This window comes from Sphingomonas sp. UYP23 (genome assembly GCF_054059235.1).
This window is the reverse complement of sequence record NZ_JBSSBX010000001.1, coordinates 2,424,338-2,443,700: the sequence shown is the minus strand read 5'-3', so window position 1 is coordinate 2,443,700 and position 19,363 is coordinate 2,424,338. Positions and strand designations below refer to the sequence as shown.

Annotated in this window: 18 protein-coding genes; 6 read left to right on the top strand and 12 right to left on the bottom strand. The window is 66.6% G+C overall.

Going from position 1 to position 19,363, the window contains the following annotated elements; translation table 11 throughout:
- Position 1 precedes the first annotated feature (1 nt).
- The 5 genes from ACVWYO_RS12015 (at position 2) to ACVWYO_RS11995 (ending at position 5,707) form a co-directional block, all read left to right on the top strand.
- Positions 2-916 (top strand): flagellin N-terminal helical domain-containing protein, encoded by a 915-nt coding sequence (locus ACVWYO_RS12015; RefSeq protein ID WP_457351046.1) that lies wholly within the window; start codon positions 2-4, stop codon positions 914-916.
- Between the two features lie 228 nt (positions 917-1,144).
- Entirely contained in the window at positions 1,145-2,008 is an 864-nt protein-coding gene (motA, locus tag ACVWYO_RS12010; RefSeq protein WP_133191621.1) for a flagellar motor stator protein MotA, read from the top strand.
- 256 nt (positions 2,009-2,264) lie between these two features.
- Positions 2,265-3,170 (top strand): flagellar motor protein MotB, encoded by a 906-nt coding sequence (locus ACVWYO_RS12005; protein WP_457351043.1) that lies wholly within the window; start codon positions 2,265-2,267, stop codon positions 3,168-3,170.
- Positions 3,167-4,564, top strand: coding sequence for a glycosyltransferase (locus ACVWYO_RS12000; RefSeq protein ID WP_457351041.1), 1,398 nt, complete (start codon positions 3,167-3,169; stop codon positions 4,562-4,564). The genes ACVWYO_RS12005 and ACVWYO_RS12000 overlap by 4 nt, the downstream gene beginning before the upstream one ends.
- Before the next feature lie 9 nt (positions 4,565-4,573).
- On the top strand, positions 4,574-5,707 hold the full coding sequence (locus ACVWYO_RS11995) for a GNAT family N-acetyltransferase (RefSeq protein WP_457351039.1): 1,134 nt from the start codon (positions 4,574-4,576) through the stop codon (positions 5,705-5,707).
- Here the strand turns inward: ACVWYO_RS11995 and ACVWYO_RS11990 are convergent.
- From ACVWYO_RS11990 to ACVWYO_RS11965, 6 genes are all read right to left on the bottom strand, one after another.
- Positions 5,704-7,320: a hypothetical protein gene (locus ACVWYO_RS11990; RefSeq protein WP_457351037.1), complete on the bottom strand. Its 1,617-nt coding sequence runs from the start codon at positions 7,318-7,320 to the stop codon at positions 5,704-5,706. The two genes, ACVWYO_RS11995 and ACVWYO_RS11990, sit on opposite strands and share 4 nt — an antisense overlap.
- Positions 7,321-7,447: 127 nt before the next feature.
- Positions 7,448-9,169, bottom strand: coding sequence for a hypothetical protein (locus ACVWYO_RS11985; protein WP_457351035.1), 1,722 nt, complete (start codon positions 9,167-9,169; stop codon positions 7,448-7,450).
- A gap of 127 nt (positions 9,170-9,296) precedes the next feature.
- On the bottom strand, positions 9,297-10,517 hold the full coding sequence (locus ACVWYO_RS11980; protein ID WP_457351033.1) for an argininosuccinate synthase: 1,221 nt from the start codon (positions 10,515-10,517) through the stop codon (positions 9,297-9,299).
- A gap of 35 nt (positions 10,518-10,552) precedes the next feature.
- Positions 10,553-11,809, bottom strand: coding sequence for a class I SAM-dependent methyltransferase (locus ACVWYO_RS11975; RefSeq protein WP_457351031.1), 1,257 nt, complete (start codon positions 11,807-11,809; stop codon positions 10,553-10,555).
- A 19-nt stretch (positions 11,810-11,828) separates the two neighbouring features.
- Positions 11,829-12,590 (bottom strand): molybdopterin-dependent oxidoreductase, encoded by a 762-nt coding sequence (locus tag ACVWYO_RS11970; protein WP_457351029.1) that lies wholly within the window; start codon positions 12,588-12,590, stop codon positions 11,829-11,831.
- A complete protein-coding gene (locus ACVWYO_RS11965; protein ID WP_457351027.1) occupies positions 12,587-13,384 on the bottom strand; it encodes a cytochrome b/b6 domain-containing protein in 798 nt (265 codons plus the stop codon). The genes ACVWYO_RS11970 and ACVWYO_RS11965 overlap by 4 nt, the downstream gene beginning before the upstream one ends.
- A 104-nt stretch (positions 13,385-13,488) precedes the next feature.
- On the opposite strand from ACVWYO_RS11965, the gene ACVWYO_RS11960 reads away from it, so the two are divergent.
- Entirely contained in the window at positions 13,489-14,118 is a 630-nt protein-coding gene (locus tag ACVWYO_RS11960) for a flavin reductase family protein (protein ID WP_457351025.1), read from the top strand.
- A gap of 44 nt (positions 14,119-14,162) precedes the next feature.
- Here the strand turns inward: ACVWYO_RS11960 and ACVWYO_RS11955 are convergent, their stop codons facing one another.
- The 6 genes from ACVWYO_RS11955 to ACVWYO_RS11930 all read right to left on the bottom strand — a co-directional run bounded on the left by ACVWYO_RS11955 (position 14,163) and on the right by ACVWYO_RS11930 (position 19,240).
- Entirely contained in the window at positions 14,163-15,032 is an 870-nt protein-coding gene (locus tag ACVWYO_RS11955; RefSeq protein WP_457351023.1) for a 3-hydroxybutyryl-CoA dehydrogenase, read from the bottom strand.
- A 58-nt stretch (positions 15,033-15,090) separates the two neighbouring features.
- Complete coding sequence (gene egtD / locus ACVWYO_RS11950) at positions 15,091-16,068, bottom strand: L-histidine N(alpha)-methyltransferase (protein WP_457351021.1); 978 nt, start codon at positions 16,066-16,068, stop codon at positions 15,091-15,093.
- A gap of 1 nt (position 16,069) precedes the next feature.
- Entirely contained in the window at positions 16,070-17,329 is a 1,260-nt protein-coding gene (egtB, locus tag ACVWYO_RS11945) for an ergothioneine biosynthesis protein EgtB (protein ID WP_457354974.1), read from the bottom strand.
- A 70-nt stretch (positions 17,330-17,399) separates the two neighbouring features.
- A complete protein-coding gene (locus tag ACVWYO_RS11940; protein ID WP_457351019.1) occupies positions 17,400-17,999 on the bottom strand; it encodes a cob(I)yrinic acid a,c-diamide adenosyltransferase in 600 nt (199 codons plus the stop codon).
- A gap of 26 nt (positions 18,000-18,025) precedes the next feature.
- Positions 18,026-18,265, bottom strand: coding sequence for a twin transmembrane helix small protein (locus tag ACVWYO_RS11935; protein WP_457351017.1), 240 nt, complete (start codon positions 18,263-18,265; stop codon positions 18,026-18,028).
- 9 nt (positions 18,266-18,274) lie between these two features.
- A complete protein-coding gene (locus ACVWYO_RS11930; protein ID WP_457354972.1) occupies positions 18,275-19,240 on the bottom strand; it encodes a glutamyl-Q tRNA(Asp) synthetase in 966 nt (321 codons plus the stop codon).
- Between the last annotated feature and the right edge of the window lie 123 nt (positions 19,241-19,363).

The following is a 19,363-nucleotide window of genomic DNA, read 5'->3' as shown; positions in this document are numbered from 1 at the left end:
CATGCAGATCGGCACCAACCAGTTCTACAACACCGGATCGTCGCAACTGTCGAAGCTGTCGGCCAAGGCCGACACGCTCAACACGCAGATCGCGACGACCAAGAAATTCACCGATCCTTCGGCCGACGTCATCGCCTATAATCGGCTCTCGACGATCAAGCAGGCGAATGCCGACAGCAAGGCCTATGACGGCAATGTGACGCTCGCAAAGTCGCTGCTCACCCAGTCCGATTCGACGCTCACCGCGATCAACACGCAGCTCCAGCAGGCGGCCGAGCTTACGACCCAGGCGGCGACCGGCACGCTCAGCGATGCCAACCGCAAGATCATCGCGACCCAGCTGCAAGGCATTCGCGACGAGCTGGTCAGCCTCGCCGGCACCAAGGATGCGCGCGGCCAGCCGCTGTTCGGCGCGGCGACGGGGACGAGCGCGGTGACGCAGGGCGCCGACGGCACCGTCAGCTTCGGCGGCACCGGCGAAGTCTCGGCGATCCCGGTCGCCGACGGCATCAATATCCAGGCGACCGACAGCGCGCAGCGCGTATTCGGCAACATCCCGACCAGCGACGGCGGGACGACCGACGCCTTTGCCCTCCTGTCCAACTTCATCTCGGCGCTCAACGCCGGCGGCGACGTGTCGAAGGCGTCGGCGACCGCGGCCGACGGGCTCAAGAGCGCGCAGACGCAGGTCAGCGCGGTCCAGGGATCGGTCGGCGCGCGCGCGGCGCGGCTCGATATCGTCTCGTCGCAATCGACCGACGCCGCCGGCGCGCGCGAGCTCGACCGCTCGGCGCTCGAGGATACCGACCAGTCGAGCGCGATCGTCGAACTCCAGAAGACGATGACGATCATCTCGGCGACGCAGGCAAGCTTCACCAAGCTCGGCTCGCTCTCGCTGTTCGATTATCTCAAGTAATTCCCGCTCCCAGCGGCAGTGGGAGGGAGCAGCGACGCCGCGAAAGGCTGAGAGTCGTCCCCGCGCGCCGATCTCTCCCTCACCCCGCGGCGCTGTGCGACTCCCACGGCGCGCGGGGAAGGCGAAGAAACCCTCTCTGGTTAACTGCTTGAACACCAATCCGCGCTAACCCTTTGAGACCAGAGCTTGGGTCCTGTTGACCCGTCAAACCAAAGGCCATTATCCCGCATGTTTCCGGTCATCGGCATCGTCGTCCTCCTCGTGATGATCTTCGGCGGTTTCGCGATCACCGGCGGCGCGCTCGGCCCAGTGATGGAAGCCATTCCGCACGAGATGCTGATCATCGGCGGCGCCGCGGTCGGCGCGCTGATCATCGGCAATTCGATGAAGGAGCTGAAGGCGCTCGGCGGCGGGTTGATGAAGGTCTTCAAGGGCCCGAAATACAAGAAGCAGGATTATCTCGACGTCATCTTCCTCGTGTCGAAGCTGATGAAGATGCTCCGCACCGAAGGCCCGATCGCGCTCGAACCGCATGTCGAGGATCCCGCCTCCTCCGCCGTGTTCGCCGAATATCCGCGGCTGCTCTCGGATCACGCGCTGACCAATCTGATCGCCGACACGCTGCGCCTCGTCGTCGTGTCGTCGGGCACGCTCGACGTCCATGCGGTCGAGGACGTGATGGATAACATGATCAAGACCCACCATCACGAGGTCGAAGGCCCGCAAGGCACGATCGCGACGCTCGCCGACGCGCTTCCCGCGCTCGGCATCGTCGCGGCGGTGCTCGGCGTGGTCAAGACGATGGGCTCGATCGACAAGCCGCCGGCGATCCTCGGCGCGATGATCGGCTCGGCGCTGGTCGGCACCTTCATGGGCGTCCTCCTCGCCTACGGGATCGTCGCCCCGCTCGCCAACCGGTTGAAGCAGGTGCTCGACGCCGACGGCGCGATCTACCATGTCGTCAAGCAGATCATCATCGCCTCGCTTCACGGCCACCCGCAGCCGCTCGTCATCGAAGCGGCCCGCTCGGGCATCGCGCATTCGAACCAGCCCGGCTTCGCCGAGGTGTTCGACGGGTTGCGGGGGCGGTAAGCGTGACCGATCTCTCGCGAAGCCGCGGAGACGCGGAGATGGCGCGCGTCGTTGCGCCGACAGGTCTTCGGAACCGCCGTTCGGAAGACGTCAGCGCGCTGGTCCACGCGCGCGGATCGCTCCGCGAACTGCGCGCGCTCCGCCGTTACGCAAATCCATCGTCCTTCCTGCGCATCCCTGCGTCTCCGCGTGCCCCCGCTACCGCGCTTCGCGCCTTCGCGCCTTCGCGTGAAGATCTTCCGGCAGGTAATCGCTGATGGCCGCCGCCCGCGCCCCGCACGGTGCCAACGTGCCGCCCAAGATCATCTACAAGAAGGTCTATATCGAAGGGCATGGCGGCCATCACGGCGGCGCCTGGAAGGTCGCCTATGCCGATTTCGTGACGGCGATGATGGCGTTCTTCCTGCTGATGTGGCTGCTAGGCGCGACCAACGAGAAGCAGCGCAAGGCGCTCGCCGACTATTTCTCGCCGACGCTCGTCCAGATGAAGGAAAACAGCGCAGGCTCGAACGGCATCTTCGGCGGCGATTCGATGACCTCGAAGGACAATTACGCGCATCGCGCCTCGCAGACCGGCACGCGCTCGATGACGATCCCGGTCGAGGCGATCGGCGGCGATCAGGTCGGGACCGGGCAGAAGGGCACGCTCAAGGACAAGGCGATAATGGCCGAAGATCGCAAGAATTTCGAGGCGATGAAGCATGCGATGACCAAGTCGATGGCGACCAACCCGGCGCTTGCCCGTCTCTCGACGCATGTCCGATTCGTCAAAACGAATGACGGGATGCGGATCGACTTGCTCGACGATGCCGATTATTCGATGTTCGATCTCGGCACCACGCAACTCGATCCGCGCGCTTCGGCGCTGCTCGGGGTGATCGCCAGATCGATCAAGGGAACGCAAAACCCGATCATGATCCGCGGCCACACCGACAATCTGGGGTATGGCGATCCGCTTGCGATGAACAATTGGATGCTGTCGAGCGCACGCGCCGAGGCGACGCGGCGCCGGCTCGCGGCCGGCGGGCTGCCCGACACCCGCTTCAACCGGATCGAGGGCGTCGCGGACCGCGAGCCGATGATCAAGGAAAACCCGTCCGACCCGCGCAACCGCCGCGTCGCGATCACCCTGCTCTACCGCGCCAGCACCTTCGGCCAGTGACGCTCCCGCCCCCCCGTTTCGAACGGTGGATCGGCTGGAGCGTACAGGCCGTGCTGGGGCTGCTCCTGCTCTACGGCCTGACCGCGATTCCCGATATGATTGCGCGCTGGGGGATCAGCTTCGCGGCGATCGGCGCGATCGCCGGCTGGATCGCACTGGCGGCAACGGGCTTCCACATGCTGCGCGAGCGGCCGGGCGTCGCGCCGGTCGCGGCACTGGCGGTGGCGTTGATCGTGATGCGCAGCGCCTTTGCGTTGCTCGCGGTCGGCCGGACCTCGACCGGCGATCCCAACGCCTATCTCAACCTCGCCAAGGGGCTGCTCGCCGGGCACGGGTTGCTGATCCACGATCCGTTCACCGACACGAGCTGGCACGCGCTGTTCCCGCCCCTCTATCCGCTCGTACTGGCCGGCTGGGGCGCGATGTTCGGTTTTGGCACCGCGTCGGTGCTGACGCTCGGCACGCTGACCGACGGGGCGGCGGCGATGCTGCTCCTCGCGCTTGGCACGCGCCTTGGCAGCGCGGTCGCCGGGCGCCGCGCCGCGTGGCTGTATCTCGTCTGGCCCTCGGTCCTCTTCTCCGCCCCGCTGGCGCAGAAGGAGTCGCTCTGCGCGCTGCTCATCCTGGCGCTGGCGCTGGCGTGGATCGACCGGCGTGCGGGGTGGCGCGGTGCGCTGCGCCTGGGGTTGCCCGCCGGACTGCTCGCCCTGACCCAGCCGGGTCAGGCGCCGCTTGCGGGGCTGTTCGGCGTCGTCCTGGTCGGCCGGATCGGGCTGTGGCCGATGCTGCTCGCCGGGGTGCGCGGCGGCCTCGTCGCCATAGTCGTGCTGCTGCCCTGGTGGGTGCGCAATGCGCTCGTCCTCCACGCCTTCGTGCCGCTCACCACCGCGAGCGGGCCGAGCCTGTGGATCGGCAACAACCCGACCGCCACCGGCAATTGGCAACCCCCGCCGCCCGAACTCAAAGGGCTGCCCGAACTGGTGTATGGGAAGCGGATCAAGGCGATCGCGATCGCGTGGATCGAGACGCACCCGTTCGGCTTCGTTCGCCTCACCCTCACCAAGTTCGTTCGCGCATGCGGCATTTCGCAATTCGGCGTGACGCGGCTCGTCGCGATGGGGCCGCCCTTCCCGCGCGTGCTGGCCGCTGCCTTGTGGCCGCTGTCGCTGCTGTCGCATCTTGCCGCATTGGGCGGGGCCGCCGCCATGCTCGGGCGTCGCATTCCCTTCACGCTCGTCCTGCTGCTCGCGGCGTGCGGACTGCAATTGCTGTTGTTCGGGGTATGGTTCGAATTTGGCGAGCGCCACCGCGAATTCGTCACGCCCTTCCTGCTGCTCGCTTTGTGCTGGTCGTTCGCACCTGCAGCGGTTGAGAAAGCGCGTGAGACGCCCTAGCTTGTACGCGTGAAGAACGCCGTCACCGCCCGTATCGCCGACGGCGTCGCCGCCATCCCCGCGGCCGACTGGGATGCCTGTGCGGGCAGCGCCAATCCGTTCGTCAGCCACGCCTTTCTGTCGATCCTCGAGTCCTCCGGCAGCGCCCGGTCGCGCACCGGCTGGCAGCCGATCCCGATCGTCGTCGACGGCGCCGACGGCAGGCCGGCAGGGATCGCCCCCGCTTATGCCAAGAGCCACAGCCAGGGCGAATATGTCTTCGACCATGCCTGGGCCGATGCGTGGGAGCGCGCCGGCGGATCCTATTACCCCAAGCTGCAGATCGCGGTGCCGTTCACACCGGCCCCGGGGCCACGGCTGCTGCTGCGCGATGCCGACCAGGCGCCCGCCTTGATCGCCGCGATCGAGGCGGTGACCGACCAGCACGGCCTGTCCTCGGCGCACGCCACCTTCGTCGCGCCCGAGCAGCTGCCCGCGTTCGAGGCAGCGGGCTGGCTGATCCGCGAGGGGACGCAGTTCCACTGGCAGAATCAGGGCTATGCCGATTTCGACGGGTTCCTCGCCGATCTTGCCAGCCGCAAGCGCAAGGCGATCCGCAAGGAGCGTGCCGGTGCGGTCGAGGGGCTGACGATCCGCCATATCTCGGGCGCCGATATCGGCGAGGCCGATTGGGACGCCTTCTGGGTGTTCTATCAGGACACCGGTGCGCGCAAATGGGGCCAGCCGTACCTGACACGGCAGTTTTTCACGCTGCTCGGGCAGACGATGCCCGAGCGCGTTCTGCTGATCTTCGCCGAGCGCGACGGGCGTCCGATCGCCGGCGCGCTCAACCTGATCGGCGAGGACACGCTCTACGGCCGCTATTGGGGTTGCACCGAGGACGTGCCCTTCCTCCATTTCGAACTGTGCTATTATCAGGCGATCGACGCCGCCATCGCGCGCGGGTTGAAGACCGTCGAAGCCGGCGCACAGGGCGAGCATAAGCTCGCGCGCGGCTATGTCCCGGTCCCCACCTGGTCGGCGCATTACATTCCCGATGCCGGCTTCCGCCGCGCGATCGCCGATTTTCTGGTGCGCGAACGCGCCTCGGTCGAATCCGACCAGGAATTCCTCGGCGCGATGACGCCGTTCAAAAAGGGTTAGAACGGCGTCGGACGTGGCCGGGCGGTTTTCAGCGCGGCATCGCTGATCTCGATCCCGCGCTGGCTGTGGTCGATGCGGAACAGCACGCTGCTCCCGTCGCGCCACACCGGGATCAATCCCTGGTTGAACTTCGCATCATAAGCCGGCGGGCGGATCAGCCAGACGTAATCGAACGCGTCGCGCGGAAAGCGCGCCATCGCCTTGCTGATCGGGCGCCACCATTCGCGCGGGCATTGCACGCTCGTCACGATCTCCGAAGGATCATGCGCGAAACGCTTCGCGCGCATATATTTTACGGTGAGCAATTGCGCCCCCGCCATCGACCATTGGTCGTTGGCATAGGCCGCCTTGCGCTCGAGCGCGATCGCGGGGAGATGCTCGAGCCGGGTCATCGTCCACGGCGCGCCGCATTGCGCGCCGACAAAGGTGATGAGCTTGGCACCGACCGGCAGACGATCGAGCGCCTTCAGCTCGCGATCGTAATCCTGCGCGAACATCCAGAAACTCGCCGTCCCCGCCGCGATCCGCACCAGCACGAACGCCAGCCCGAGCGCCGCGATTGTCGCGCTGCCGCGGATCGACAGGCCCTTTTTGGGCCGCACCGCAATCACCGCGATCGCGAGCATGAACGGCGCGAGTCGCATGTCGGCATAGGCCGAGCCGAACACGATCCGCGGCAGCAACAGATACACAGCCAGCAGGAACAGGGCCGACAGCCCGAGGTTGCGCGAATATTCGACGCTCGGATCGCGAAAGCCGCGGAACAGGATCAACAGCAGGATCGCCATCCCGGTAATGTCGAAGGTGATCCAGCGATCGCGCAGCGCCATCGTCATATAGCCGATCTTGGCGCGCCAGTTGAACCAGTCGCCCGTCTCGCCGCCGACATGCGCGCCGCTGCGCCACACCACCATCAGCACGACGGGCAGAGCGAGCGGAACGCAGCCGACACCCGCGCGCAGCCACGCCTTGATCCAGCTCAGCGGACCGCGATCGACCCGCGCATCATGCTGGCGGACCATCTCGGCCGAATACGCAAGCACGCCGAGCACGCCCCAGCCGAAAGTGTGGGCCACCCAGATGACGCACGACAGCGGCACGAAGATCGCCGCACGCAAGCCGAAGCGCTGGTGCCGCGCCAGCCGCAGCCACAGCGCGAAGGCGTTGAGCGCCAGCGCCATCGAGAAAGCGAAGTTCACGAACCCGAACTGGAAGGCGTAGCTATACGCCAGCGGCAGCGCGAACAACGCGGTCGGCGGGATGCGGCCATGCACCTCGCGCGAGATCCAGAGTAAGCCGGTGACCGTCAGCACCGGGATCGTAATCACCAGCAGTTTAACCGCCAGCTCGAGCCCAAACAGCTTGGCCAGCGGGATGATCAGGATGTCGATCCCGAGATTGCCGATCAGCTGCCAGTTGAAATTGTACCAGTCCGACAGCCACGGATATTCGTCGCGCGACAGCTGCACGCGGTAGCGGCCCATATGGCCGGGCAGATCGACCAGCGGCGGGATGTCGGGCCGCAGCAAGGGGATGATCGCGATCAGCGCCATCACGGCGACGAACCAACGCGTCTGCCACCAGTGTAGATCGTTCGAAGTCTCGTTCGGCATGGTAGCGCCTTACCGGCGAAACGGGGGATGCGACAAGCGCAGTCGCGCGTCGCGGCGGGGCGCATGCCACCCACTCGGTCGCTGCCGACCGCCTGCCCTGTCGATCTCGTCCTGCATTTGCGCGGTCTTACAGTGCGCGCCGCCTCGAAAACAAGCGCGTGTCGATGCGGTAGAGGGCAAAGGCGGGATCGCTGCGCCCGATCGGCACGAGCCAGTTCGGCGCCTGGCCGTGGCGCAACGCGTGGGCGAGCGACGGTCCAGCAGCCGTGTCGAAACTGTCGCCGCACATCGCGACATAGCGCACGTGCCAGCCCTGCGCGATCGCCGCAGCGTGTGCCGGGTCTCCCAGGAAGAAGCGATACACGGCGAGATTGCCGGCCGCGTTGCGGGGATAGGGCGCGCCGACGACGCGCAAAGGCGTCGCGCCGATCGCATAGCCGCCGAGCTCGAGCGGTGCGAGCAAGCCGCCGGGGGGCAAGCCGCGCAGCGTCGCGAGGTTCGCCGGCGTCGTGCACCCCCCGCCCGGCGCCGTGGTGGTGCCGCCGTTGCGCGCCGTGGCCAACGCCTGCGCCGCGATCGGATACAGCATTCCTGCCGAGGCGAACCACGCGCCCGCCACGGTTATCGCACCGCGCGCCCGCGCCGCCGCAATCGCCGCCGCCAGCCCCGGTGCCGCGAGGATCGCGCCGGCATAGGCCGCGCGCAGTTCCACGCCGCTCAGCAACACCGCAGCGAGTTGGACGAGCAGCAGCGCGGCCCAGCGCCGGTCGCGCGTCGCCTGCAGCCGCCAGCCGCTCGCCAGCACGCCCGCAACCATCACCCCGGCATAGCCGATCGTGGTCGGCAGCGGGGCCGTGAAGATCGATTGGGCATCCCCGACCTGAACGCGCCACAGCCGGACGAGCAGCGGGTCGATGCCGCCACCGGGCGCGAGACATTCGGGTGCGACCAGTACGATTCCCGTTCCGATCAGCGCGACGATGATCGCGCCGAGCACCGCGCGCGTCGCCGGGCTGGCGATATCGCGCGCCGCGAGCGCCATGCCCATCGGCGCGAACGCCGCGATCACCGCGGCGCGCCATGCAGTGACGGTGAAGCCGTCGCACACTGCGTCGTTCCACAGTGCCGAGCGGAACACGATCGATGCGGCCAGCAGACCCGCGCCGAGCCCGATGCCGAAGCCCATCATCCGATCATCCGCACCGGCACGCGCGCGCAGCCACTCGATCGCCATCGCAGCGCCCGCCGCCGCGAGCAGCGGCACCGTCTCGGTGCCGACAACCACGCCCGCCGCCGCCGCGAACCCTGCGACCAGCCCCGGTTCGATGGCTGGACGCGCGACGAGCGCGCGGATCACGATCAACAGCAGGACGATCTGCAGCCCATGCGGGTCGATTCGCCCGGGCAGAAAGATCGTCGTGGCGGGAAAGGCAATCGCCGCGACGACGGTCGCAGTGCGGGCAATCGCGCTGCCGCCGAGCACGCGCGCGATCCGGGTGATCAGGAGCAACGCTGTAGCGAACAATGCGATCGGCCAGGTGATCACCGCGACCAGTTCGGCAAGCGGCGCACCGACCAGCGGCGTCAGCCCGGCGATGATCGCGCCCGGCACCAGATCGGGCAGACGCGACCATTGCAGCGCAAGGCCGGGCGCGGCGCCGAGGCGATGCTGGCGCAAGTCGGCGAACCCCTGCCCTGCCAGCCAGTCGCGAACCTGCTGCAGCCGCAGCATGGCATCGGCATCAGGCAAATGCAGCGCCGACAGCGCGCCCCAATCGCGCCACGCCCACACCGCCCCCAACAGCAGCGCCAGCGCGAACGCAGCCAAGGCGTCGCCGCGGCGGGTCAATCGGGAGTCGCGAGCGTCCATTGCGAGCGCTGTAGACGGACGGAGTTAAGGCGAGGTTAGATCGCGCGAATTTTGCGCCCCGCCCAACCGGTATGGTGGTTTCTCAGCCCCTTACCGGCCGCTTGGCTCAGCCTTGGTCGCGCCGCCCAAGCAAGCGCAGCCGCAGCGCCTGCAGCTTGATGAACCCTGCCGCATCGCGCTGGTCATACGCGCCCTGATCGTCCTCGAAGGTCACGACCTTCTCCGAATAGAGCGAGAATGGCGATTTGCGCCCGGTGACCGAGACATTGCCCTTGTAGAGCTTCAGGCGGACGGTGCCCGTCACCTTGGTCTGGCTATGGTCGATCGCCGCCTGCAGCATCTCGCGCTCGGGGCTGAACCAGAAGCCGTTGTAGATCAGTTCGGCGTAGCGCGGGGCGAGTTCGTCCTTGAGATGCGCCGCGCCCCGGTCGAGCGTCAGCTGCTCGATCCCGCGATGCGCGAGATGATAGATCGTACCGCCCGGCGTCTCGTACATGCCGCGCGACTTCATGCCGACAAAGCGGTTCTCGACCAGATCGAGCCGGCCGATGCCGTGGCGGCGGCCCATTTCGTTGAGCGTCTCTAGCAGGGTCGCGGGCGACATGCCGACGCCGTTGATCGCGACGCCGTCGCCGCCCTCGAAGTCGATCGTGATCGTCTCGGGCTCGTTCGGCGCGTCCTCGGGATTGACCGTGCGCGAATAGACGTAATCGGGAACCTCGTCCCACGGATCCTCGAGCACTTTGCCTTCCGAGGACGTGTGCAGCATGTTGGCGTCGGTCGAGAAGGGCGCTTCCCCACGCTTGTCCTTGCTCACCGGAATCTGATGCTGTTCGGCGAATTCGATCAGCTTGGTGCGGCTGGTCAGATCCCACTCACGCCACGGCGCGATCACCTTGATGTCGGGCGCCAGCGCATAATAACCGAGCTCGAAGCGCACCTGATCGTTGCCCTTGCCGGTCGCACCGTGGCTGACCGCGTCGGCGCCCAGCATCTTTGCGATCTCGATCTGGCGCTTGGCGATCAGCGGCCGCGCGATCGAGGTACCGAGCAGGTAGAGTCCCTCGTAGAGCGCATTGGCGCGCATCATCGGGAAGACATAGTCCTTCACGAACTCTTCGCGCAGATCGTCGATGAAGATGTGTTCGGGCTTGACGCCGGCCATCTCCGCCTTCTTGCGCGCGGGCTCGAGCTCTTCGCCCTGGCCGAGATCGGCAGTGAAGGTGACGACCTCGCATTTATAGGTCTGCTGCAACCACTTCAGGATCACGCTGGTATCGAGCCCGCCCGAATAGGCGAGGACGACGCGGTTGATCTGGTCAGTCATGCGAGCGAATCCTTCGGTTTTGGCGCGGGTGCGCCCTATGCGACCCGCGCGGCGCGTGCAACCGTCGGGGAGCGCATCGCACGCTCGCCCTCGATCATATAGTCGCGCGTGATCGGCAGGACATGGCGGTTCTTGGCGAATTGCACCTGGTAATTGACCATGCTGCCATAATGGAACGACTGCCCCGCGCCGGCGAGGTAGAATTGCCACATGCGATAGAATCGCTCGTCGTACAGCGCGATGATCTCGTCACGCGCCGCGACGACACGGTCGTACCATTGGTCGAGCGTGTAGCCGTAATGCAGCCGCAGCACCTCGATATCGGTGATCATGAAGCGCAGGCCTTCGTTCGCTGACACGATCTCCGACAGCGCGGGATTGTAGCCGCCGGGGAAGATGTATTTCGCGGTCCACGAATCGGTCACGCCCGGCCCGCCGGCGCGGCCGATCGTGTGGAGCAGCATAACGCCGTCGGCGCTGAGCAGATCGCGGCATTGGCGGAAGAAGGTCGTGTAATTCGCCGGACCGACATGTTCGAACATCCCGACCGAGACAATCCGGTCGAACGTCCCCGTCACATGCCGGTAATCGATCAGCTCGAATTTCACCTTGTCGGCGACACCCGCCGCTTCGGCGCGCGCGCGCGCGACCTTGAGCTGCTCCTCCGACAGCGTCACGCCGAGAACATGCGCGCCGGTCTGCTGGTGGAGATACAACGCCATCCCGCCCCATCCGCAGCCGATGTCGAGCACGCTCATGCCAGGCGCGAGCGCGAGCTTGGCGGCGATGTGCGCTTTCTTGTCGTCCTGCGCCTGTTCGAGGCCGTTGGCCGGATTGGTGAAATAGGCGCAGCTATATTGCCGGTCGGCATCGAGGAAGAGATCGTACAGCCGGTCCGACAGATCGTAATGATGCGCGACGTTGCGCTTCGACTGACGCGCCATGTTGACCCGTCCGAAGCGCAGCGTCACCGCCTGCACCGCGCGTTTGAGCGGGGAAGCGGCGAGCGCGTTGTTGCCCGCTTCCCACGGGTCGTTCTTCATCAGCAATTTGACGAGGTCGCGCGCATCGCCCTGCTCGATCACCATCCGCCCATTCATATAGGCCTCGCCCGCACCAATGCCGGGATCGCGCACGATCGCAGCGGCCGCGCCCGCATCGGTAAAGCGCAGGACGACATCGGGAAAGCCCGGCGTAGCGGTGCCGAAGCGGCGGGTCTTGCCGTCGGCATGGTGAAGCGTAAGCGTGCCGCGCTTGACGCGCTTGGCGAGAAACAAATCGATGAGAGCCATAGCCGGGCGCGTTTACCAATTAGATCCCGGCATACCAATCGTAATCGATCGCATCTTCCCAATACCCGCCCTTGCCCTGCCCGATGCCGGCGAGCGAGGCGACCGCATCGATCCGCATGACGTACTTTGCCTGTTTGTAGCCAAGCTGCCGCTCGACGCGCAACCGCACCGGCGCGCCGTGGCCGACATTGAGCCGGTGCCCGTTCATCGCCCAGGCAAGGATCGTCTGCGGATGGAAAGCATCGATCAGGTCGATCGACTCGTAATAATGGTGCCCAGAGAACAGGTCGGCGCAGGTGAACACGACGTAGCGCGCGCTCGTACGCACGTCGGCTGCCTTGAGCACCGTCCCGAGCAGCGGCCCGTGCCACTGGCCGATCGCGCTCCACCCCTCGACGCAATCGTGGCGCGTGATCTGGCTGCGGGCCGGCATCGCCTGCAACTGCGCGAGCGACAGCGCGAGCGGGCGGTTGACGAGACCACCGACCTGCAGCCGCCACTGCGCGAATTGGTCGGCGACCATCGCGTTGTAATCGGGCGTGTTGGGGTTGGCGGTGCCGTTGGTGCGGAAAAAGGGCGACATCTGGTCGGGGCGATATTCCTTGGCCAGACTGCCGCGGTTCGACAGCGCGCGCTGCAGCCCCTCATTGATCTTCTCGCCCGAGAACAGGATTTTGCGCAGAGCAGGCGTGTTGGCGACCTGATCGCACCCGCTCAATAGCGCGCCCGCCCCGAGCGCACCCGTCGTCAGCAATGCCCGCCGCGTGATGATGCCGCTCATGCCGCTTCCTCCGCACGATCGTCGGGCACGCGCCACCAGCCGGTCAGCATTGACTTCACCTCGGGCCAGGCGCCGGCCAGGATCACCAGCACGAGGTGGACGATGATGAACACCACCAGCCCGGACGCGGCGAGGAAGTGCACCGATCGCGCCGACGCGCGCCCCCCCACGACCGCGAGCAACCACGGCCACGCCGCGGTCATCGCCGGCGAGAGTGCGAGCCCTGAGACGATCATGGCCGGGATCAGCCCGAAGATCGTCAGCGCGTAGGACAGCTTCTGGAAGATGTTGAACGCGCCCGGATGCTTCGGATCGTGGAAGCGCAGCGCGAGATGCTCTTTGAAATCGAACCACAGATGCGCCGGGGCGAGCTCCTTCAGCCGAATGCGCAGGTCCTTCTGGAAATGCCGGTTGATCAGGCTGGTCACCATGAATGCGAGCAGGCCGAAACCGAAGACGAGCGCGAACAGCAAGTGCCAGCGCCGCGCGATTGCCAGATTATAGCCTGCTGGGATCGTCAGATAGGACGGCGCATGCGGGGGGTTGAACCACGGATGATCCGAGTTCGCACCAAATTCGCCCCAATAGAGGTGCGGATGCGCGTTGAGGATCGTCAGCCCGCTGCCGATCATGATGACGATCGTCACCGCATTGACCCAATGCCAGATCCGCGTCGCAAGGCGATGCCGATAGACTTGGGGCCGATCGACTTGGGGCCGATAGCCTTCAGTGGCTGGCGGAACAGCCTGGGTGCCGGCGGGTTGAGCCGGAGTTGGGTGGGGTGCGTCGGTCATGCAGATCCCTATTCGCGCCGCGATGCGGCTCGGTTACAGCCTAGTCGCTCGCACGTGCCTGCGAAACCGCAAACACACCAATCCAAGGCAAGGGCCGTCCGATCATGTCCGACCTGCATTTCTACGAACCGCGCAACGGGCATGGCGACGTGCCGGGCCTGGCGCACGATCCGCTCAATTCAATCGTCGCGCCGCGCCCGATCGGCTGGATCAGCTCGCTCGCAGCCGACGGCACGCGCAATCTCGCACCGTACAGCTTTTTCACGCTGCTCAACTATCGCCCGCCGATCGTCGGCTTCGCCTCGATCGGCTGGAAGGACAGCGTCGCCAATATCACCGCGACCGGCGAATTTGTCTGGAACCTGGCGACGCGCAACCTCGCCGAAGCGATGAATGCGAGCGCGGCGATGGTCGCGGCCGGGGTCGACGAGTTCGATCTCGCTGGGCTCGAGGCGGCCCCCGCACGGATCGTCGGTCCGGCCCGCGTCGCGGCGAGCCCTGTCGCATTCGAGTGCCGCCACACGCAAACGCTGCGCCTGCAGGCCGCCGATGGCGCCGAGATCGATACCTGGCTGATTCTCAGCGAGGTCGTGGGCATCCACATCGCGCCGCATCTGATCGCAGATGGCGCCTATCGCACCGCCGCGGCCCACCCGATCCTGCGCGGCGGCGGCCCGGCGGAGTATTTCGAAATCGGCGAGGATGCCCGCTTCGAGATGCGCCGGCCGGCGTGACGCCAGGATAGCCCCTCCCCTTCCGGGGAGGGGCTTTGCGCGCATCACCGGGTCGGTACGGGCTCCGGCCCCGAGTAATCATAGAAGCCCCGTCCGGTCTTGCGCCCGAACCAGCCGGCTTCGACATATTTGACCAGCACCGGCGCAGGCCGGAACTTGGGGTCGCCCGTCCCTTCGAACAGCACGCGGGTGATCTCGAGGCACGTATCGAGACCGATGAAATCGGCGAGCGTCAGCGGCCCCATCGGATGGTTGAGCCCCAATTGGCAGGCGAGATCGATGTCGCGGATCGTCGCCACGCCTTCGCCGAGTGCGAAGCACGCCTCGTTGAGCATCGGCATCAGCACGCGATTGACGATGAAACCCGGCGCGTCATTGGCGCGCACGACCTGCTTTCCGAGCCGTTCTGCATAGGCCTCGACCGTCGCCACCGTCGCGTCGGAGGTGGCCAGCCCGCGGATCAGTTCGATCAGCCCCATCACTGGAACCGGATTGAAGAAATGCACGCCGACGAAGCGCCCAGCATCGGGTGCCGCCTGCGCGAGCCGGGTGATCGGGATCGACGACGTGTTCGAAGCGAGCACCGCGTCGGGCGACAGCACCTTGCCGACCTCGGCGAAGATCGCGCGCTTGATCTCCTCGCGCTCGGTCGCCGCCTCGATGACGAGGAACGCCGGCCCCATCGCTGCGACGCTCTCGACCGGCTCGATCAGGGCGAGCGCGGCATCGCGCGCCTCGGCGGTGATCTTCTCCTTGGTCACCGCCCGGTCGAGTTGCTTGGCGATCCCCGCCTTGCCGGCCGCGGCGCGCTCTAGGTTCATGTCCGACAGCAGGACGCGATAGCCCGCCTGCGCCGACACCTGCGCGATCCCCGCGCCCATCTGCCCTACCCCGATGACTCCGACCGTATCCATATGTCCGCTCCTATCCGTTTGACGCGTCGATAGCGGATTTGGCGCGGCGGGGAAGGTCCTACGGTGCGAGCCGCGCCGCCTGCGCTTCGGCTAGGATCACCGCGAACTTGCCCTCGGGATCAGTCCATTCGGCGATCGGCGTCCAGCCGCCCGCGCGCAGCAGGATTCGCGCGTCGCGCGCGCCGTATTTGTGGCTGTTCTCGGTGTGGATCGTCTCGCCCGCCGCCATCGTGAAGGGGCGGCCTTCGATGGTGAACGACACGTCCTGCGTCGCCTCGAGATGCATTTCGATCCGCGCACGATCGTCGTTCCAGATCGCGCGGTGGCGGAACTGCTCGACCGGGATCGTGCCCGCAAGTTCGCGATTGATCCGCGTCAGCAGGTTGAGATTGAACGCCGCGGTCACGCCTTGCGCGTCGTCATACGCCGCCTCGAGCGTCGCCGGATCCTTGATCCGGTCCATTCCGATCACGAGCATGGCACCCTCGCCAAGCGACTCCTTCATCGCGCGGAGCAGATCGACCGAAGAGTGCGGGATCATGTTGCCGATCGTCGAGCCGGGGAAAAAGCCGAGCTTGGGCGTCTGCGCGACCTGCATCGGCAGCGCGATCGGATGCATGAAATCGGCCTCGACCGGCAGCACGGTCAGTCCGGGAAAGGCGGAGGCCAGCCCGGCCGAGGATTCGCGCAGGAAATCGCCCGAAATATCGATCGGGACATAGGCCGCAGGATCGAGCGCTTCGAGGAGGATCGGCGTCTTGGTCGACGAGCCCGAACCAAACTCGACCACTGCACGGCCGGTGCCTGCACGCGTCGCGATATCGGTCGCGTACGCCCGCAGGATCGCGGTTTCGGTTCGCGTCGGATAATATTCTGGCAGATCGGTAATCTGCTCGAACAGCTCCGACCCCGCCCGGTCATAGAACCAGCGCGCCGGGATCGCGCGCGGATGCGCGTCGAAACCGCGCAACACGTCCTGGCGAAACGCCGGATCGGCCAGCGACGCCTGGCCGTCCTCGATTTCCTGCTTCAACATGTCAGAGATCTTTCGCGAGGCGCACGCCGGTGAATTGCCAGCGCTGATGCGGATAGAAGAAATTGCGATAGCTCGCGCGCAGGTGCCCACGCGGCGTAGCGCACGAGCCGCCGCGCAACACGCACTGGCCGCTCATGAACTTGCCATTATATTCGCCGACAGCGCCTTCGACCGCGCGAAAGCCGGGATAGGGGCGGAACGCGCTGCCGGTCCATTCCCACACATCGCCGAAAAAGGCCGGGCCGCCCGCGGAAGGCCGCGGCTCGACCGGGCCAGCCGTGTCCATCTGGTTGCCGCCGAGCGGATCATGTCCGCTTGCCGCGGCTTCCCACTCGGCCTCGGTCGGCAGCCGCGCGCCCGCCCAGCTGGCATAGGCATCGGCCTCGTAGAAGCTGACATGCGTCACCGGCGCGGCGGGATCGATCGCGCGGCGGCCGTCGAACCCGAAACGGGTCCAGCCGGTCTCGCCCTGTTCCCAGTAGAGCGGCGCGACGATACCCTCGCGCCGGACCCAAGCCCATCCGTCGGACAGCCAGTGGCGCGGCTCGGCATAGCCGCCGTCTGCGATGAACGCGGCCCATTCGCCATTGGTGACGGTGCGGTCGGCAAGCGCATGCGGGCTGAGCAACACGCGATGCCGCGGTGCCTCGGCATCGAAAGCGAAGGCGTCGCCCGAATGCCCGATCTCGGCGATCTCCAGCCCCCCTTCGATCCAGCCGATGGGCCCGGGCATTGCCACCGGCACCTTCCGCGCGGCCGGCCAGACCGCTGGTTCGACCGGATTCTGCGCCATCAGGTGCAGGATATCGGTGACGAGCAATTCCTGATGCTGTTCCTCATGATGACAGCCGAGCGTGATCAGCGCGCGCGCGCCATCGGGCAGAGCGGGCAAGGCGGCGAGCACGGCATCATCGACATGCGCGCGATAGGCGAGAATCTCGTCGAGCGCGGGGCGCGTCACCATCCCGCGCCGGTTCCGCGCATGCCGTTGCCCCTCGGCTTCGTAATAGCTGTTGAACAGGAACGGAAAGCGATGATCGTACAGCGTATAGCCCGCAACGAAATCGCGCAGCACGAAGGTTTCGAGAAACCACGTCGTATGCGCGAGATGCCATTTGGCGGGCGAGGCGTCGTCCATCGATTGCGCCGTTGCGTCGGCATCCGACAGCGGCGCGACCAAGGCGACGGTCAGCGCGCGGACCGCTTCGAAACGGGTCGCCAGATCGGCTGGGTCAGGTCTGGGGGCAGTCTGCACGTGCATCGTCATGTCCCCAGTCCCCCGAATACCCCGCATCCCTCGATGGAAAACGGGCCCGGCGGTGCCGTGGCGCTCATCGCGTCGCGCCGGGTCGCCAAAGAACGTCGCCACCCGCGTTTTGGTTCACTGCGCGGGCCGCAACGAAGAGATAATCTGACAATCGGTTGAGATAGGCGAGGGCAAGCGGGTTGATCGTCACGTCGCGCGCCGCCGCCACGCCGGCGCGCTCGGCGCGCCGCACCGTCGCACGCGCGACGTGCAGCGCTGCCGCGGCGGGCGTGCCGCCGGGCAGGATGAAGCTCGTCAGCGCGCTCAATTCGGCGTTCATCCGGTCGATCTCGTCTTCGAGCCGCGCGACCTGCGACGCGATGATCCGCAGCGCCATGTCGTTGGGCGCGAAATCATCGCCGCCGTCCCCGCCGCCGGGCGTCGCGATGTCGGCGCCGAGGTCGAACAGATCGTTCTGAATCCGCTCGAGCAGCGCCGCCAGCCAGGCGAGTTCGATCCCGGCGCTGCGCAGAGCGACCACCGCGACGCCGATCGTGCTGTTCGCCTCATCGACATCGCCGATCGCCGCCATCCGCGCGGCGTCCTTGGGCGTGCGCGATCCATCGACGAGGCCGGTCGTGCCATCGTCGCCCGTACGCGTGTAAATTCGATTGAGCTTGACCATGATGAAAACCCCCGAGAGCGAGCGACTCAGCTCTTGCCGGCAAGCCACATCAGCAGGACGACGAGGAAGATCGCAATCGCCTGAAACATCACGCGATATTGCATCATCTTGTTCGACTGGATCGACGAGGCGGATACGCGATCGTTCGACGTCCCGTCACGCAGATCCTGGCTAGCGCCGAGCAGGAAAACGACCAGCCCGCGCACGAGGACGACAACCACCGCGATCATCGCGGCGACCAGCAGGATGGTGAGGAATGTGCTCATTGCGTCAATCTAGGCGTTCACTACGATAAAGCCAATGCCCGCGCGCAATCGTTGCGCCACCGCAGGGCCGTCCTCGCCCGCCAGCCGCAGGCGTTCGAGCGTGGGCGCGTCGGTGCGCTTGGCCAGTCGCGTGCCATCGGCGTCTGCGATCAGCGCGTGGTGGTGATAGACCGGCGTCGGAAGACCGAGCAGAGCCTGTAGCAGGCGGTGAACATGCGTCGCGCCAAACAGGTCGATCCCCCGCACGACGTGGCCGACGCCTTGCGCCGCATCGTCGACCGTCACCGCGAGGTGATAGCTCGCCGGCGCGTCCTTGCGCGCGAGGATGACGTCGCCGTGCGAGAGCGGATCGGCGACGATCGTGCCGGCGATTTCGTCGGTCCAGGTCAGCGACGCGCGGCCTGCCCTCCCTGGAAGGGAGGGGCTGGGGGTGGGTCGGCCCGCGGCGGGCGTGGCATTCGACAACGGGCCGACCCTCCCCTCGATCCCCTCTCTTTCAGGGAGGGGAGGCGCGAGGGCCACCGCCTTCGCCATATCGATCCGCCACGCAAAGCGGTCCCCACGCGCGATCCGCGCCGCGCGCGCATCATGGCGCAGCCCTCGGCACGTCCCCGGATAGACCGCCTCGGGCCCGTGCGGCGCGCTCAGACTCGCCGCGATCTCGGCGCGCGTGCAAAAACAGGGATAGAGCAACCCCATCCCCCGCAACCGCTCGAGCGCAGCGGCATAGACATCGAGCCGCGTCGACTGGAACAGGATCGGCCCGTCCCATCCCAACCCGAGCCAGCGCAGGTCCGCCTCGATCGCCGCAACATGCTCGGCGCGGCTGCGGGTGCCGTCGATATCCTCAATTCGCAGCAGAAACCGCCCGTCCGCAGCACGCGCGCGATCGTGCGCCAGGATTGCCGAAAACGCATGGCCGAGATGCAGCCGACCGGTGGGGCTCGGCGCAAATCGCGTGACGACGGATGGCATGCGCGCACTTGACCGCGAGTCGGTCGTCGTGCTGAAATCGCAAAAGACGGGTAGCGCTGTCATGACAGCGTCATCCTAATGGGCTTGAAGCCCCGCAGGAAGCGCCACTCAGTGGTAAAGGAG